The sequence below is a fragment of the Sphingomonas sorbitolis genome (assembly GCF_036663875.1).
In the GTDB taxonomy this organism is placed as follows: Bacteria; Pseudomonadota; Alphaproteobacteria; order Sphingomonadales; family Sphingomonadaceae; genus Sphingomonas.
On record NZ_JAXOJS010000011.1, the window covers coordinates 22,306 to 38,688 of the forward strand.

The following is a 16,383-nucleotide window of genomic DNA, read 5'->3' on the forward strand; positions in this document are numbered from 1 at the left end:
GACGCTATATCGACATACATGTTGTTCAGCGCTGGCCATGGCAGTGGCCTGCATCGGTGCAAGCGCCCATGCGCAAGTTCAGGCGCAGGTGCAGGGGGGTGAGGCGCAGGCCGCAGTCGCTGAGGAGCCGGCCGCGGCTGGCCTCGCCGATATCGTCGTCACCGCGCGGCGCCGGGCGGAAAATCTTCAGGACGTGCCGCTGTCGGTGACGGCCTTCACGCCAGAGACGCTGGCGCAGAGCCGGATCCAGGACCGGACGGATCTCGCCAATTTCACGCCTTCGCTGATTTCGATCACGGGTGGCTACCCCAAGGAGTTCGCGTTCTTCGCGTTGCGGGGGCAGGGGCCGGCGTTCGGGTCGACGCCGGGCGTCGTCAGCTATTTCGCCGAAGTCGCGGCGCCGGTGTCGATCGACGGTCGGACAGGAACGTATTTCGATCTCGCCAACGTCCAGGTGCTTGCCGGTCCGCAGGGCACTCTGTTCGGCAAGAACGCGACCGGCGGCAACATCCTGTTCGAGCCGCAGCGTCCTACCACCCGGCGCGAAGGCTATGTGCAGCTCGAATACGGCAATCTGCGCGACGTCCGTACCGAGTTCGCGGTCAACCTGCCGATCGTCGACGACAAGGTCCTGCTGCGCGTCGCTGGCGAAGTGGGTCGCCGCGACGGCTATACCAAGGACGTCGGTCCGACGTTCGCGGGGAAGGATTACGACAATCTCGATTACCAGAGTGTCCGTGCCAGCCTGATCCTGCGTCCCGTGGCCGGTCTGGAGTTGTACACGGTCGGCCGTTACTATCACTCCGATACCAACGGTCCAGGCACGATCCTCGAGCAGTTCAATCCGGCGCTGGGCGCGGGCGTGCTTCCCGCAACTTCGATTTTCCCAGGCCTTGCGACTGCCGTGGCAACGCAGGACGCGTTGGGTATCCGTCGCGTCGCCTATGACCTCGATCAGTTCTCGAAGACCGATTACTGGCAGGTCATCAACCACGCCACGCTGGAACTGTCGGATCACCTGACGCTGAAGAACGTCGTCAGCTATTCCGAGATGACCTATCGTTATGGCTATGACTATGATGCGACGCCGTTCCCCATCGGTGGTCAAACCAGTCGTACGGGCAACCCGACCCAGGCGCCGACGTTCTTCACCGAGGAGCTGCAGTTGCAGGGCCGTGTGCTGAACGATGCCGTCAATTTCACCGCCGGCGGCTATTACGACCGCGGCGGCCTTCGCCGCAGCCAGGGCGGATTGTTCACACAATATCCGCTGAGCTTCGTCGTCGGCCAGATACCGGCGCGCTTCGACAATCGCAGCCGCAGCTATGCGGCGTTTGGGCAGGCAACGATCGATCTCGGCAAGGCCGGGCTGCTCGACGGGCTCAGTCTGACCGGCGGTCTGCGCCATACCTGGGACGAGACCGAAAGCGAGACCCAGATCCTGACGCTGCCGGTCACCGGCGGTGCCGCCAAATTCAAGTATCTGAGTTACAATGTGAGCGCCGATTATGCGTTTGGCGAGGGCGTGCATGTCTATGCGACCAGCCGCGACGCGTACAAGGCCGGCGGGGTCAACGGGCCCGTACCCGAGGGGTCGGTGTTCCGCAGTTTCCCGCCCGAACGCCTGCAGGATGTGGAAATCGGCCTGAAAAGCCAGACCGTGTTCGGCGGGGTGCCCACGCGCTTCAACGTTGCCGCCTATCGCGGCAACTACACCAACATCCAGCGCACGACGATCGAACCGGTCGGTGGTGCGTTCCTGAACGTGACGCGCAGCGCGGCGAAGGGGCGGATCCAGGGCGTCGAGGTTACGACGGCTATCGTGCCGTTCACGGGGTTCACGCTGACCGGCAGCTATTCCTACACCGAGTCCAAATACACGCGGGTCGAAAGTGCGAGCGCGGGGGCGTTGCTGCAGGGATCGGCGTTCCCCTACACTCCCAAGCACAAGGCGACGGTGGGCGCCGCGTACGAGGCGCCTGTCGACGGCGTGGGTACGCTCGCGCTGTCGGCAACGTACGCGTATCAAAGCCGCTTCTCGACCGCGCAGAACAATCTCGCCCAAGTGCCATTCTTGCCGGGCTACGGAACGCTCGCGCTCCGCGCCGGAGTGCGCGACATCGGCGGCCAGCCTCTCGACCTGACGGCGTTCATGGCAAACGCAACCGACAAGGACTTCGCGACCGGTTTGCAGGACCAGTATAACATCGGTGGCGGTACGGTCACCTATACCTATAGCGAGCCGCGAACCTATGGTCTCCAGCTGCGCTATCGTTTCGGTGGCTGATAGCGTGACGATAGCGGTCGACACCCGTCCACAACCGCCGCTCGCCGTAACCGTGAGCGAACAGGCGCGCGCACAGATATCGCCGATGCTGGCGGCGGCGGCACAGCCGATGCCCGCGATGTCCGTCGCAGAGATGCGCGGGCTCGCCGAGGTCGTTGGTGCGCCGATCATCGCTGCCCGCAAGGCGCGCTACGACGTCGTCAGCGAGCGGCGCGCACTTGGCGGCGTGCCGGTCGAATGGGTCGAGGCGGTGGGCACGACCGCGACGCCAGACGGGCGGCTCCTGATCAATTTTCACGGTGGCGGCTTTACCGTGGATTCGGGATCGCTGGCCGAGACCATCCCGATCGCGGGACTGACCGGGCTCCCGGTCGCCGCATTGCTGTATCGGCTGGCGCCCGAACATGCCTATCCGGCGGCGGTCGATGATGCGCTCGCCGTGTATCGCGGCGCACTGTCGACGCGCGCGGCGTCGCGGATCGCGATCTTCGGAACGTCGGCAGGGGCGATCCTGACGCTGCAGTTGCTCGCGCGTATCGCGGCCGACGGGCTGCCGATGCCGGCCGCGGCGGGGCTTTTCTCGGGTAGCGGCGACCTGCTGCGTCCTGGTGACAGCGAGGGCTATCTGCCGGCGCTGCTGCCAGGCAAGACCGCGCCGCAAGTGCTGGCGGACTATCTCGGCACGGCTGATCCGCGCGATCCTGCGGTATCGCCCGTGTTTGGCGATCTTCGCGGCCTGCCGCCGACGTTGCTGATGACGAGTACACGCGACCAGTTGCTGAGCCAGACGGTGATCCTGCACCTGGCGATGCTGAAGGCGGGGGTGGCGGCCGAACTCCAGGTCTATGAAGGTTTGCCGCACGCCTTCTGGTCCTATCTCGACGCGCCTGAAACCGACGACGCGCTGGCGGCACAGGCCGGGTTCCTGAAGCGGCACGTCGGCGCATGACGGATCTGTCGTACGCAATCGGTCCTGCCATCCCGGCGGTCCCCGATGGGACGATCGGCATGTGGCTGGATGCCGCCGCGGACGGGACGCCCGATGGCGACGCGCTGGTGATGCCGGGCGTCCGCTGGACATGGGGCACGCTCCGGACGCGGGTCGAGCAGATCGCACGCGGGTTCCTGTCGCTCGGGTTGCAACCCGGTGACCGGGTCGGGATATGCGCGCCCAATTGCGTCGAATGGGTGCTGACGCAGCTGGCGACCGCACGAACCGGGCTCGTGCTGGTGTCGATCAACCCTGCGTGTCGTACGCACGACCTCGCGCATGCGCTGAGGCTATCGGGTACGCGCGCGATCGTGACGGCGTCACGGTTCAAGTCGTCCGACTATGTCGCCATGCTCGCCGAGTTGATGCCGGCTGTCGCGGGTGAGGGGCCTCCACCGCTGTTCGACGCGGCGCTGCCGGATCTGCGCTTCGTCATCGAGATCGGCGGCACGACCGCGAGCGCGCGGATCGGGTTCGACGATCTCGTCATACGGGGGAACGGCATTGGATTGCCGCCGCAACCGAGCGATGCCGACGCGGCCATCAATATCCAGTTTACCAGCGGCACGACCGGTGCGCCCAAAGGGGCAACGCTCAGCCATCGCAATCTCCTGCATAATGCCACGGCGACTGCGGCGGGCATGGGGCTGACCAGCACCGACCGGCTGTGCATTCCGGTCCCGCTCTATCATTGTTTCGGCATGGTGCTGGGTGTGCTCGTCTGCCTCGTCTCGCGTGCGACCATGGTGTTTCCAGGTCCGGCGTTCGATGCGGGCACCGTGCTCGCGGCGATCGAGCGCGAGCGCTGCACCGGTGTCCACGGCGTGCCGACGATGTTTCTCGCGTTGCTCGAACATCCGGAGTTCACGCGCTTCGATCTGTCGTCGCTGCGGACCGGTGTTGCCGCCGGCGCCTTGTGCCCGGCGCCGATGATGCGGCGGATGATCGCCGAGATGCACCTGCGCGACATCACGATCGGCTACGGCATGACCGAGACGAGCCCGCTCAGCACACAGACCAGACCCGGTGCCGATATCGAGACCCGCACGGAGACCGTTGGACAGATGCTGCCGCATGTCGAAGGCCGCGTGATCGACGAAGAGGGTGCGGTGGTGCCGCGCGGCGTGGTCGGTGAATATTGCGCGCGAGGGCCGGGTGTGATGATCGGCTATTGGAACCAGCCGGACGCGACCGCCGCGGCGATCCGCGACGGCTGGATGCATTCGGGCGACCTCGCGACGATGGACGATACCGGGTGCATCCGCATCGTCGGCCGGATCAAGGACATGATCATCCGGGGCGGGGAAAACATCTATCCGGCGGAGATCGAGGCCTTTCTACAGAATCACCCCGACGTGATCGACGCGGCGGTCTTCGGCATTCCCGACGATCGGCTGGGGGAGCGGGTGTGCGCGTGGGTACGCGTACGCGACGTCATCGAGGGCAACGCCCTGCGTGACTGGTGCCGCAGCCAGATCGCCCATCACAAGGTGCCGTCGCTGATCCGCCAGGTCGATGCGTTTCCGATGACGGTGACCGGCAAAATCCAGAAGTTCGCGATGCGCGACGCCGAGATGGCTGCGGCGAGATGACATTTACGGCAGCGGCGATGCCCCGTTCGAGCCCGGCGGACCTCTACGGCGACCTGCTCGCCGAGGTACAGATGCGGGCGCTATTCGGCGACGGAAAGACTTTTGTCGACGCGATGCCGCGATTGCCCGCCGCCGACATCGTCGCGGCGTTCCGCGATGTGCCGCGCCACGATGCGACGGTTGCCGACTTCGTCCGGACCTGGTTCGATCTGCCGGCTGCTGCCGAGGTGCCCGACGCGCGGGTTGGCCGACCGCTGCGCCATCATATCCATACGTTGTGGAGCGAACTCGCACGCGGACCCGACGACGCGATGTTGGCCGGATCGGCGCTGCCGCTACGCCACCGCTATCTCGTGCCCGGCGGACGATTCCGCGAGCTGTATTATTGGGACAGTTTCTTCAGCATGCTGGGGCTGGTGCGCGACGGGCACCGCGAACTGGCCGAGCAGATGCTCGACGGTTTCACCGACCTGATCAAGCGTTACGGCCATGTTCCGAACGGTTCGCGCAGCTATTATATCGGGCGCTCGCAGCCACCCTTCTATGCCGCGATGGTCGAGCTGCTGCCGCATCCCGATCCTATGGTCATGCGCCGTCGGCTCGCGGCGATGGAGATCGAACACAGTTTCTGGATGGCGGGTGCGAACGGCCTGCCGCCGGGCCTGTCGCGGGCGCGCGTGGTCGCGATGCGCGATGGCGCCATTCTCAACCGGCATTGGGACGAGCGCGACACGCCGCGCGACGAATCCTTTCGCGAAGACGTCTCGACGGCGTCCGCCGCGCCCGGTCGCGATCCCGCAGGCGTCTACCGCGACATCCGCGCGGCCGCGGAGAGCGGCTGGGACTTTTCGTCTCGGTGGTTCGACGAGAATGCCGGGCTCGAGTCGATCCGCACCACATGTATCGTGCCGATCGATCTCAACGCGTTCCTGTACCGTCTGGAAGGCACCATCGCGCGGGTCGCCCGCGACCTTTTCGAGCATGCCCGCGCTGCTCGGTTCAGGGATCTGGCACGGCGGCGTCGACGCGCGATCGTCGACCATCTCTGGTCGCCTGAGCTTGGCGTCTTCGTCGATTACGATCACGAGCGCGGCCATCGCCGGCATCAGGTCACCGCGGCCGCACTGACCCCCTTGTTCGTCGGGCTGGCAAGCCCGGCCCAGGGCGCCTCGACCGCGCATATGGTCGAGGCGCGTTTGCTTGGTCCGGGCGGGCTTCGCACGACGACGATCGAGACGGGCGAGCAATGGGACTGGCCCAATGGCTGGGCGCCGCTGCAATGGATGGGGTTTGCGGGACTCGATCGCTACGGACATTCCAGGCTCGCAGGCGAGATCGCCGGGCGCTGGTCGGGCATGGTCGGTACGGAGTTCGACCGCACCGCCTGGTTGCACGAGAAATACGACATCGAGCGCCGCACCGCAGGGGGCGGCGGTGAATATGTACCGCAGCATGGCTTCGGCTGGACCAACGGCGTCACTGCCGCCTTCATGGACCTGGCGGGCGTCGGATCGTCGAGCTTCGATCGCGCGGATGCTGCGCGGCTTGACCCGCCTGCCATCCCGGCGGGGTTTGGGCTCGAAGGGCATCTGCGATGATGCGCGACGTGACCGCGGGCCGGGCGGCTCGTGTGCCGGAAGCAGCTTTTTGTGCTCGATACCCGATGGCGCCCGCATCGATGGACCGGGCCGAGAAAAGGGAATGAGGAATGACCATTTTTCAATACCGCGCATCGTCTCACCGCTGCATGTCGTCCCAGGGCGGCACCTCAAGACGCAGGGCAGTCTGGGGGGCGGCGGTGATGGCCATCATGGCTAACGTCGTGCCCGCCGCAGCGCAGACCGCGTCGACGCCGGTGCGTAACATGGCGGTCTGGCCGCTGCCCAACACGCTCAGCGCCGAAGGGCGCGCCATGGCGGCAGCCATGGCTGCGGCCCCGACGCCGAACCCGATGCCGCCGATCGCGGCGCAGCGGCAGTTCATCGACGCGCTCCAGTCGACGATGGGGGCCCAGATGACGAAGCGCGACGGTGTTCGCGTGGAGGAGACGTCGATCGCCGGCGTCCCCGTCCGGATCATCTATCCCAAGGGCGTGACCGCGCTGGGCAAGGGGCCGGTGCTGCTCAACCTGCATGGCGGAGGATTCCAGCTCGATTCCGGGTCGCTCACCGAAACGATCCCGATTGCGGCACTGACTGGTATCCCCGTGGTCGCGGTATTGTATCGACTTGCGCCGGAGCATCCGTATCCGGCTGCGCTGGACGATGCGCTCGCGGTCTATCAGGCGCTCGAAAAGGATCGCAAGGCGTCGCGGATCGCGGTCTATGGGACGTCCGCAGGCGCGGCGTTGAGTGGTCAGCTCGTGGCGCGTCTCACGCAGCTGAAGCGTCCGATGCCCGCCGCGATGGGGTATTTCTCCGGCAGCGCGGATCTTGCCACCAGCGGAGACTCGGAATCCTGGATGCCGCTGCCCGGCGGTGCCAAGACGATGGCGGAAAGCGTCGCCAGTTATGTCGGCAAGACTTCGCTGACCGACCCGGTCCTCTCGCCCATCCACGGAGACATATCGCGCTTTCCGCCTACGCTGCTGGTGACCAGCACGCGCGACATCCTGCTGAGCCCAACGTCGATCTTTGCCCGGGCGCTGCTCGAAAAGGGTGTCGATGCCCGCCTCGTCGTCTTTGACGGGCTGCCGCATGCCTTCTGGGCCTATATGGACATCCCGGAAACGCAGCAGGCCAATGCGGTGATGGCGCGGTTCCTCAAGGCGCGTCTCGGGGCATCGGGTAACTGATCATGTACTCGGGTGTATCGGATCAGCGGCGGTGGACCTTTCCGGCGGTCATCGAGGAACAGGCCGAGTCGCCCGGCGAAGCGCCTTTCGTGGCGATGACGACCGGCGAGGTCCTGACCTACCGACAGCTGCGCGACCAGGCAGCGCAGGTCGCCGGGCTTTTGGCGTCTGCGGGCGTTTCGGCGGGAGACCGGATCGCCATCATGTTGCCGAGCGGGCTCGACTTTTTGAGAGCCTGGGCCGGGGTTGGTCGATTGTCGGCGACGGCGGTCATCCTGAACGGCGAGCTGACCGGCGCATTCCTGGCACACCCGCTGGCGGACGCAGCGCCGTCGATCCTCATCATCGATTCCGCGTACCTCCCGCGGCTCGACGGGCTGGATGACGCGCTGTCGAGTGTAAGGACGATCTTCGTCGTCGGAGCCGACGCGCCGACGTCGGGGCTCCCGTTCGAAACCTGGCGAACGACGGCGCCATTGATCGCGCCGTTGCCGAGCGCCGCCGATATCGCGAGCATCATGTACACGTCCGGCACCACCGGAGCGCCGAAAGGGGTCATGATGCCGCACGCGCACTGCCTCCTCTTCGGTCTGGGTGTGGTCGAGAATACGGGCGTATCGGGCGACGACCATTATTACGTCTGCTTGCCGCTTTCCCACGCCAACGGCCTGCTGATGCAGATCGGCGCAGTGCTGATCGCGGGTGCCACGGCGACCCTGCGCGCGCGTTTCTCCGCCGCCGCCTGGCTCGGCGACCTGCGCAGCTCCGGCGCGACGCTGACCAATACGCTGGGCGCCATCAGTGCATTCGTGATTGCGCAACCGCCGAGCGATACGGACCGCGACCACCGGCTCCGGCTGATCCTCTCCGCGCCCAACCAACCCGATCACGACCGCGTCTGGCGCGAACGGTTCGGGATCGCCGAGGTGCTGGGCGGATACGGCATGACCGAGACCAACATTCCGCTGTATGGGCAACGCGGCGAGGCCCGTCCGGGAACCTGCGGGCGGCCCTACGCGCGGTTCGAGATCCAGATCGCGGAACCCGATACGGATATCCCGGTCGGTATGGGCGACGTCGGCGAGATCATGGTCCGGCCGCGCGTTCCGCAGGGCTTCATGGCGGGATATCTCAACCTGCCGGACAAGACGGTCGACGCCTGGCGAAACCTGTGGTTCCATACGGGTGACGCCGGCAGGATGGATGCCGACGGCTATGTCGTGTTCGTCGATCGCCTCAAGGATTGTATCCGCCGTCGTGGCGAGAATATCTCCGCGACCGATATCGAGCGGACGCTCGCCGAGCTGCCCGGCGTCGACGAGGTCGCGGCTTTCGCGGTGCCGTCCGACATCCCGGGCGGGGAAGACGAGATCATGTGCGCCATCGTGCCGCGCGCCGGTGCCGTCGTCGATCTCGTCGCGCTTGCCGCGCACGCCCGTGCCCGGATGCCGCGCTATGCGCAGCCGCGCTACGTCGAGTTCCTCGCCGCGTTGCCCAAGACGAGCACCGAGAAAGCGAAAAAGGCCGACCTGCGCGCCCGCGGCGTCACCGCGGATACGCTGGATCTGGAAGCGATCCTGCGGGACGCCGAACCCCGCCGCACCACCGTCGACGATCGGAAATCCCGGACATGACCTTCAAGCCTGCCCTATTTGAGCAACGCTTCGTTCTCGACCATATCGTCGGCCTGTCCGGGATCGATGCCGATGCCGCAGAACTGGCCGACGCCGTCCTCGAAGGGGCAGGGGACTTCGCGGCCGGCACATGGGCACCGCTCGACCGGCTCGGCGACGTCGAGGGGCCGCGCTGGACGGCGGCGGGCGTGACGATGCCGGCGGGCTTTGCCGACGCCTATCAGGCCTATGTCGACGGTGGATGGGGAACGATCGGTTCACCCGTCGAATTCGGCGGGCAGGGGCTTCCCGTCAGTCTTTCTGTCGCGGTCCTCGAGACGCTGGGGACCGCGAACATGGGCTTCGCGCTTGCGCCCATCCTCACCGCAGGGGCGGTCGAGGCGCTTCTCCATCACGGCAGCGCCGCTCAGCAGAATGCCTACCTCCCACACCTCTGCACGGGCGCCTGGACCGGGACGATGAACCTGACCGAACCGCAGGCCGGGAGCGATGTGGGCGCGGTGAGAACCAAAGCCGACCCGGTCGGCGACGGCCGCTTCCGGATCAAGGGCACCAAGATCTTCATCTCGTTCGGCGATCACGACATGGCGTCGAACATCGTCCATCTGGTCCTGGCGCGCACACCCGGCGCGCCTGCCGGTACCAGGGGGCTATCGCTGTTCCTCGTGCCCAAATACCGGCTCGAGTCCGACGGGCGGCCGGGGGCTGCCAACGACATCCGCACCGTGTCGATCGAGCACAAGATGGGTCTTCATGCCTCGCCCACCTGCGTGCTCAGCTTCGGCGACAACGACGATTGCATCGGCGAACTGATCGGCGACGAAGGCGGCGGTATTCGCGCGATGTTCACGATGATGAACAATGCTCGGCTCAACGTCGGCCTCCAAGGCGTGCAGGTCGCGGAGCGGGCGACGCAGCGCGCGATCCTGTATGCCAGCGAGCGCATGCAAGGCGCTCGTGCAGGGGCCCAGACCGCAATCGTCGAACACCCCGATGTTCGTCGGATGCTGTTGCGCATGAAGGCGCAGACGCAGGCCGCTCGCGCGTTGGTCTATTACGCCTTTGGCCAGCTCGACCGGGCCCAGGCAGGCGACGCGATGGCTGGCAGGCGCGTGGATCTGTTGACGCCGCTCGCCAAGGCGCATGCCACGGACCTGGGCAACGAGGTGGCCAGCCTTGGCCTTCAGGTTCACGGAGGCATGGGTTTCATCGAAGAAACCGGTGCCGCGCAGCATTTCCGCGATGCGCGCATCACGCCCATTTATGAAGGTACGAACGGGATCCAGGCGGCCGATCTCGTCGGTCGCAAGCTCGGCATGGACGACGGTGCGACGCTGTTCGCGGTGCTAGCCGACATGCGGGCGGAATCCGACCATGGCGAACTTCTTCGTCTGATCGACTCCTGCGAGAGGGTCGCGCGTCACCTGCTTGCGTCATCACCTGACGACAGGCTGGCTGCGAGCTATCCGTTTCTGACGATGGTGTCGGTGGCGGTGGCCGGCTGGCTGATGGAACGGAGCGGCACGATCGCGGCGGCAGGAGGTGGCGATCCGACATTCCTGCGCATGAAGCAGAGCTGCGCGCGTTTCTATCTTGAACAGATCGTGGCGGAGGCCGCCGGGCTCGCCGCGGCAGCCATGGCCCCCGCCGCGGCGCTCTACGAGATCGATGCCGAGACACTTGCGGCATAGCGCCGCGGAACCGTGCAGCCTTCGCAGCGCAGGAGATTGAAGTGACCAGAACCCGTATCGCCGGCGTCGGCATGAGCCCGTTCACCAAACCGGGCCAGAGCGAGGACTGGGACGTGATGGCGGAGCGTGCGATACGACTTGCCCTCGCGGATGCCGGCGTTGGGTACGCGCAGGTGCAGCAGGCTTTTGCCGGCTACGTCTACGGCGATTCCACCGCTGGCCAGTCGGCACTCTACCGGGTAGGCGTCACCGGCATCCCGATCATCAACGTCAACAACAATTGCTCGACGGGATCGACGGCGCTGTACCTCGCACGGCAAATGGTCGAGGCGGGCGTTGCCGAGTGCGTGCTCGCCGTGGGGTTCGAACAAATGCTGCCGGGTGCGCTCGGCATGGTGTTCACCGACCGAAAGCGGACGCTGGACATGGCGCTGACCCGCCAAGGCGAGCTACAGGCGCATGACGACCATTCGCCATTCGCGGCGCAGCAATTTGGCGGGGCGGGGCTCGACCATCAGGCGCGCTATGGGACAAGCGACGAGGCGTTCGGCCTTATCAGCGTCAAGGCACGCAGGCATGCCGCGAACAATCCGATGGCATTGTTCCGTAACGCGATCAGCCTCGAGGAGGTGATGGCCTCCAAACACCTCTACGGTCCGATCACGCGCTTCCAGGCCTGTCCGCCGACCTGCGGGGCGGCTGCCGCGATACTGGTCTCGGCCAGCTTCGCGGCCAAGCACGGGCTCGACGCCCCCGTAGAGATCGTCGCGCAGGCGCTCACGACCGATGTCGCGGGCACGTTCGAGGACCGCGGCATGATGAGTGTCGTGGGCTACGATATGACCCGAGAGGCGGCGCGGCAGGTTTATGAGGACGCGGGGATCGGCCCTGACGATATTCAGGCGATCGAGTTGCACGACTGTTTCACGCCCAACGAGTTGATCACCTACGAGGCGCTGGGCCTGACCCCCGAGGGCACGGCCGAGCGCTATATCCGCGACGGATCGAACACCTATGGCGGCAAGCACGTCACCAATCCTTCGGGAGGCTTGCTGTCGAAGGGCCATCCGCTAGGCGCGACCGGCCTCGCCCAATGCTATGAACTGACCCACCAGCTACGCGGCACCGCGGGTGGGCGACAGGTAGATGGCATTCGGTTCGGTCTCCAGCACAATATCGGCCTCGGCGGAGCCTGCGTCGTGACTCTCTACGGCAATGCCCGCTGACGCGAGGCAATCAGGTCGCGACCGCCCGGTACGCGGGCCACTAGGCACGGGGAACATGAACATGCGCAGACTGGACGGCAAGGTCGCGATAATCTCGGGGTCCGGCCGCGGCATCGGTCGCAAACTGGCGCTGAAGCTCGCGGAACACGGCGCGAGCGTCGTCGTCAACGATCTCGATGAACAGCACGCCGATGAAGTCGTCGGCCAGATCCGGGATGCCGGTGGAAAGGCGATCGCCTGCGTGGGGGATGTTACCGCCCCGGATTTCGGCGAACGCTTCGTCCATGCCGCTCTGACCACGTTCGCCGGCATCGACATCATCGTCAACAACGCCGGCTACACGCATGATGCCGTCATCCAGAAGCAGACGGACGCGCAATTTCAGGCGATGCTCGACGTGCACGTGACCGCCCCCTTCCGCATCCTGCGGGCTGCCGCGGAGCCTCTGCGGGCCATGGCCAAACAGGAGGCTGCCGAGGGTCGCGAGGTCATCCGCAAAGTCGTCAACATATCGTCGATGGCGGGCACGCACGGGAATGCCGGACAGGTGAACTACTCTTCGGCCAAAGCGGCTCTGGTCGGTATGACCAAGACGCTTTGCAAAGAATGGGGCCGCTTCAAGGTTTGCGTGAACTGCATCGCGTTCGGGCTGATCGACACGCGCCTGACGCAACCGGACGGGGACCCGGCGTCGCAACCGGCAATTCCCTCATCCGTTCGAGATGCGCTGATCGCCGGCATTCCGTTGGGACGCGCAGGAACGGCACGGGAAGCTGCGGACAGCGTGTATCTGTTCTGCATACCGGAAAGCGATTACATTAGTGGGCAGACGTTGATCGTGTCCGGGGGGCTAAGTCTGTAAGTCGAGTGGCAGCATTCGGTGGAGTGGCTGCGCTTGCGGTTCTATTCAGCCTGCGCTTCCATTCCCGCGAGAATATGCAGACGGCGTAGTGCCTACCTGTCGTGCGAACGCCACGCTGAAGCACGGCCTTCATCATCGCGACCGGCCCATACACGTTGGCCGCAAATTGACGCTGAAGATCGTCCATAGACGATTCCTCCAACGCACCTTCGTGACCGTATCCGGCATTGTTCACCAACACTTCGACCGCACCGGCGTGCCGCTCCGCTTTGGCCACGGCGGCTGGGATCGCTGCGAAGTCGGTCACGTCGAGGATCAGGGGATATGCACTGCCCGCTGCTGCGAGCGCGGCGAAACTTAGGAGATTTGCGACAGGAGCGGAGGCCTTCGGGTCAACCGCCGAGCTGAAGCTCTTTTTGCCTGACCGCCTATCTGCGCCGGTATGCAGCCAGCCAATCGGAGCAATATCGAAACATGAACAAGCGTCCGGTTTCAAGCGACGCCAAGTGCGGCGTGAACGTCCACTTGTGGGTCAGCGAGACAGGCTGCTTAACCGGCTTCTGCCATCACCTTGATGTCAGCTCTGCTGGGAATGCCGACGCTGCTACTCGGCGCAGCCCCTCACGAGGAACAAGCATGCCGGGCTCCTTCAGCCCCCAAACCAGTCCTGCTCGCCGCAAGGCCAGCAGCATCCACCAACCCGGGTCGCGCTGGCCTGGCTCAATGCCAAGCCGGGCGGACTCGGGCCATGCATGGTGATTACCGTGCCACGCTTCTCCGAACGTGATCAGCGCCGCTGCAGGTAGGTCATGGCCCTGGACTGCCGTGTCGTCGATGCACCATCCTTGCGGACCACGCCGATGGGTGATGTGACCGACGAGCCAGTGGCCGGTGACTCCGACCGCCACACGCACCGGCACCCCCCAGATCAGCCACGGCAATCCGCCTATCCACCAGAAGAGCAGCGCCCAAGGGACCTGCTGCGCCATCCACGTCCGCTCAAGGAAGCCCAGCACCTTGTCATCGCGCAGTCGGGGCTCAAGTTCGAACTGTGGCGGATGGGCAAGCTCGAGGCGACAATGCATTTGCCACCATGCATCCCGCAACAACGGGCCCCGGTGCGCATGCAGGTTGTGGCACTCGGCTTGTCTCTGCGCCCAATCGCGCGTGTCGTGCATCCTGATCATACCGAGTGGACCTGCCATGCCGACCAGCGTGCCGAGATAGGCTAGCAGGCGCTCGAACCAAGACGAGGCTTCGAGGCTGTTGTGGATCAGCAGCCTATGGAGCCCGATCGAATGACCAAGACAGAGGGTCACGGCTGAAGTCAGCAGCCAAAGCAGCACCGCACCTGGCGTGACATATAAGGGCGCCAGGATCAGAGCAGTTATCGTCATCCCGAGCATCCAGAGCGAGCGCATCGGTGACCATAGCACTTTGCCCACTAGAGCGTCGCTAAGCGGGGACGCGATCATGCGGGCGGTCGACAAGCAGGCCATAGGTTCACCCTTCGGTAATTAGGACAATACCTAAATGAAGGATGGAGTTTGTCAACGCTTAGCTTATTGCCTAAATGCCAATCATGCAGCGCGTGTTTGAAGCCTTGTCGTCGTCCGTCCGACGCAAAATTCTCGCCTATTTAGCCCACACGGAGCTGAGCGCAGGAGATATCGCTTCCCGGTTTTCAATGTCGAAGCCGTCGATCTCGCAGCACCTTTCGGTTCTTGAGGCTGCCGGGTTGGTCGTCAGCGAAAAGCGCGGTCAGTTCGTCTTCTACCGGCTCGTGCCTGAAAGCCTCGCCAACACACTCAACGGCTTTGTCCAAGAGGTCTGCCCGGTGTCGCGCCCCCTTAAGCGCGAGAGCGCCGCGCTAGCGACGAAAACCGATGGTGAGCCGTAATCGAATAATGCTGCTAGGGCGCCAAATCTCATCTGGCCCGCGATGAACAAGCATCCCAAGTTGGGTAGGGGGAGAGGCCCTCTGAGCGTCCACATCTAGGTCACTCAAACCCGCGGCTGTGAGAGGCGCGAAGGCGGCTGGCCGCGTTACAGGTCGCGCTTCGAAACTGGTACGGCGTAAACGCGAGTGGACCTAACTCGTGTCCGGCCAGTTCCCGTCTCGTCACCGTCCGGAGAGCAAATCCATGCGCCTGATCGCAATCGAAGAACACATCCTACCGCAGGAGGTGCGCGACGCATGGAGCGCCGCGCCGTTGCCGCATGATCCGGTTTCGGCCTTTGCAGATGGCGGCGAGAATGGAGCCCGCCTTGCCGATCTCGGCGAGGGCCGCCTCGCGCTGATGGACGAGCAAGGCGTCGACGTGCAGGTCCTTTCACTCACTACACCTGGGCTCCATAATCTGGCTCCCGGCGTCGCGGTCGAAGTGGCGTACAGGGTAAACGACCGGATTGCCGAGACCTGCGCCCGTCATCCCGATCGCTTCCAGGGGTTCGCGGCGCTTCCGACGCCCGATCCCGAGGCTGCTCCGCGCGAACTCGAGCGCGCTGTACGTGACCTTGGCCTGAAGGGCGCGTTGCTGTGCGGTCGGACGCGCGACCGGCACCTCGACCATTCCTTCTTCCGCCCGATGCTAGCCAAAGCAGCGGAACTGCGCGTGCCGCTCTTCATCCATCCGCAGACCCCGCTGCCTGCGGTGCGCGACGCCAATTATTCCGGGATCAACGAGCGCGCCGACCTCGCGCTCGCCGCCTTCGGCCTTGGCTGGCATTATGAGGCGGGCCTTCAATGGGTCCGCATGGCGGCAGCTGGCGTGTTCGACGAACTGCCCGATCTGCAGATCATCCTCGGCCACTGGGGGGAGGTAGTGCTATTCTATCTCGAGCGCATCTCGACCGTCTTTGATCGCGCGCTCGACCTGCGGCGTCCGCTCGCGGACTATGCGCGCGACAATCTGTATGTGACCGGCAGCGGCATGTGGAGCGAGACCTATCTGCAGCGCTGTCTCGAGATCGTCGGGCCCGAGCGGCTGCTGTTCTCGACCGACTTCCCCTATCAATACCGGGAAGGCCGGGCACCTCGGCACTTCCTTGAGAGCTCCGCCCTCGACGATGCCGCACGTGAAGGGTTCGCGCATCGCAATTGGGACCGCCTGACTGGCAGCGGCGCTTAGCGTCTCGTTGTTAAAACGTTTTGGGGAGAGAATGACGGAAAGACAGGGCTCCATGACATTCACGCAGCCCTGTCGCCTACATGAATGGATGTCGGAAGTTGGGGATTTCAAAACTGGCCGCGAATGTCCGCATCTGGGTCGTCTGACGTTTTTCGCCGAGCCGTTTAGACCGACC

13 protein-coding genes are annotated in these 16,383 nt (G+C 65.0%); 11 read left to right on the forward strand and 2 right to left on the reverse strand.

From position 1 onward, the window contains the following. Window positions 1-37 precede the first annotated feature (37 nt). The 9 genes from U1763_RS19930 (at window position 38) to U1763_RS19970 (ending at window position 13,077) form a co-directional block, all read left to right on the forward strand. The gene (locus tag U1763_RS19930) at window positions 38-2,287 is read left to right on the forward strand and encodes a TonB-dependent receptor (protein WP_332756671.1); all 2,250 of its coding nucleotides are present in this window, start codon (window positions 38-40) and stop codon (window positions 2,285-2,287) included. Further along, the gene (locus U1763_RS19935) at window positions 2,280-3,236 is read left to right on the forward strand and encodes an alpha/beta hydrolase (RefSeq protein ID WP_332756672.1); all 957 of its coding nucleotides are present in this window, start codon (window positions 2,280-2,282) and stop codon (window positions 3,234-3,236) included. The genes U1763_RS19930 and U1763_RS19935 overlap by 8 nt, the downstream gene beginning before the upstream one ends. Then, a complete protein-coding gene (locus tag U1763_RS19940; protein ID WP_332756673.1) occupies window positions 3,233-4,870 on the forward strand; it encodes an AMP-binding protein in 1,638 nt (545 codons plus the stop codon). Before U1763_RS19935 ends, U1763_RS19940 begins: the two co-directional genes overlap by 4 nt. After that, window positions 4,867-6,468, forward strand: coding sequence for an alpha,alpha-trehalase TreF (gene treF, locus U1763_RS19945; protein ID WP_332756674.1), 1,602 nt, complete (start codon window positions 4,867-4,869; stop codon window positions 6,466-6,468). Before U1763_RS19940 ends, treF begins: the two co-directional genes overlap by 4 nt. Window positions 6,469-6,671: 203 nt before the next feature. Continuing rightward, complete coding sequence (locus U1763_RS19950; RefSeq protein ID WP_332756675.1) at window positions 6,672-7,664, forward strand: alpha/beta hydrolase; 993 nt, start codon at window positions 6,672-6,674, stop codon at window positions 7,662-7,664. A gap of 2 nt (window positions 7,665-7,666) precedes the next feature. Beyond that, on the forward strand, window positions 7,667-9,298 hold the full coding sequence (locus tag U1763_RS19955) for an AMP-binding protein (RefSeq protein ID WP_332756676.1): 1,632 nt from the start codon (window positions 7,667-7,669) through the stop codon (window positions 9,296-9,298). Further along, complete coding sequence (locus U1763_RS19960; RefSeq protein ID WP_332756677.1) at window positions 9,295-10,989, forward strand: acyl-CoA dehydrogenase family protein; 1,695 nt, start codon at window positions 9,295-9,297, stop codon at window positions 10,987-10,989. Before U1763_RS19955 ends, U1763_RS19960 begins: the two co-directional genes overlap by 4 nt. A gap of 71 nt (window positions 10,990-11,060) precedes the next feature. Then, a complete protein-coding gene (locus U1763_RS19965) occupies window positions 11,061-12,215 on the forward strand; it encodes a lipid-transfer protein (protein WP_443026950.1) in 1,155 nt (384 codons plus the stop codon). A 61-nt stretch (window positions 12,216-12,276) separates the two neighbouring features. Continuing rightward, window positions 12,277-13,077 (forward strand): SDR family NAD(P)-dependent oxidoreductase, encoded by an 801-nt coding sequence (locus U1763_RS19970; RefSeq protein WP_332756679.1) that lies wholly within the window; start codon window positions 12,277-12,279, stop codon window positions 13,075-13,077. Here the strand turns inward: U1763_RS19970 and U1763_RS19975 are convergent. Next, window positions 13,034-13,384, reverse strand: a complete 351-nt coding sequence (locus U1763_RS19975) for an SDR family NAD(P)-dependent oxidoreductase (RefSeq protein ID WP_332756710.1) — start codon at window positions 13,382-13,384, stop codon at window positions 13,034-13,036. The genes U1763_RS19970 and U1763_RS19975 overlap by 44 nt on opposite strands. 259 nt (window positions 13,385-13,643) lie before the next feature. Next, complete coding sequence (locus U1763_RS19980; protein WP_332756680.1) at window positions 13,644-14,498, reverse strand: acyl-CoA desaturase; 855 nt, start codon at window positions 14,496-14,498, stop codon at window positions 13,644-13,646. A gap of 161 nt (window positions 14,499-14,659) precedes the next feature. Here U1763_RS19980 and U1763_RS19985 point away from each other — a divergent pair, with 161 nt between their 5' ends. Together U1763_RS19985 and U1763_RS19990 are read left to right on the forward strand one after the other, a co-directional pair. After that, a complete protein-coding gene (locus U1763_RS19985; protein WP_332756681.1) occupies window positions 14,660-14,977 on the forward strand; it encodes a metalloregulator ArsR/SmtB family transcription factor in 318 nt (105 codons plus the stop codon). Window positions 14,978-15,221: 244 nt separating this feature from the next. Continuing rightward, window positions 15,222-16,208 (forward strand): amidohydrolase family protein, encoded by a 987-nt coding sequence (locus U1763_RS19990; protein ID WP_332756682.1) that lies wholly within the window; start codon window positions 15,222-15,224, stop codon window positions 16,206-16,208. Window positions 16,209-16,383 lie beyond the last annotated feature (175 nt).

Bases quoted from the DNA above. Each gene is read 5' to 3' on its own strand.
- U1763_RS19930 (WP_332756671.1), top strand. From the start codon at position 38: ATGGCAGTGGCCTGCATCGGTGCAAGCGCCCATGCGCAAGTTCAGGCG.
- U1763_RS19940 (WP_332756673.1), top strand. From the start codon at position 3,233: ATGACGGATCTGTCGTACGCAATCGGTCCTGCCATCCCGGCGGTCCCC.
- treF (WP_332756674.1), top strand. From the start codon at position 4,867: ATGACATTTACGGCAGCGGCGATGCCCCGTTCGAGCCCGGCGGACCTC.
- U1763_RS19950 (WP_332756675.1), top strand. From the start codon at position 6,672: ATGGCCATCATGGCTAACGTCGTGCCCGCCGCAGCGCAGACCGCGTCG.
- U1763_RS19955 (WP_332756676.1), top strand. From the start codon at position 7,667: ATGTACTCGGGTGTATCGGATCAGCGGCGGTGGACCTTTCCGGCGGTC.
- U1763_RS19960 (WP_332756677.1), top strand. From the start codon at position 9,295: ATGACCTTCAAGCCTGCCCTATTTGAGCAACGCTTCGTTCTCGACCAT.
- U1763_RS19965 (WP_443026950.1), top strand. From the start codon at position 11,061: ATGAGCCCGTTCACCAAACCGGGCCAGAGCGAGGACTGGGACGTGATG.
- U1763_RS19970 (WP_332756679.1), top strand. From the start codon at position 12,277: ATGCGCAGACTGGACGGCAAGGTCGCGATAATCTCGGGGTCCGGCCGC.
- U1763_RS19980 (WP_332756680.1), bottom strand. From the start codon at position 14,498: ATGCGCTCGCTCTGGATGCTCGGGATGACGATAACTGCTCTGATCCTG.
- U1763_RS19985 (WP_332756681.1), top strand. From the start codon at position 14,660: ATGCAGCGCGTGTTTGAAGCCTTGTCGTCGTCCGTCCGACGCAAAATT.
- U1763_RS19990 (WP_332756682.1), top strand. From the start codon at position 15,222: ATGCGCCTGATCGCAATCGAAGAACACATCCTACCGCAGGAGGTGCGC.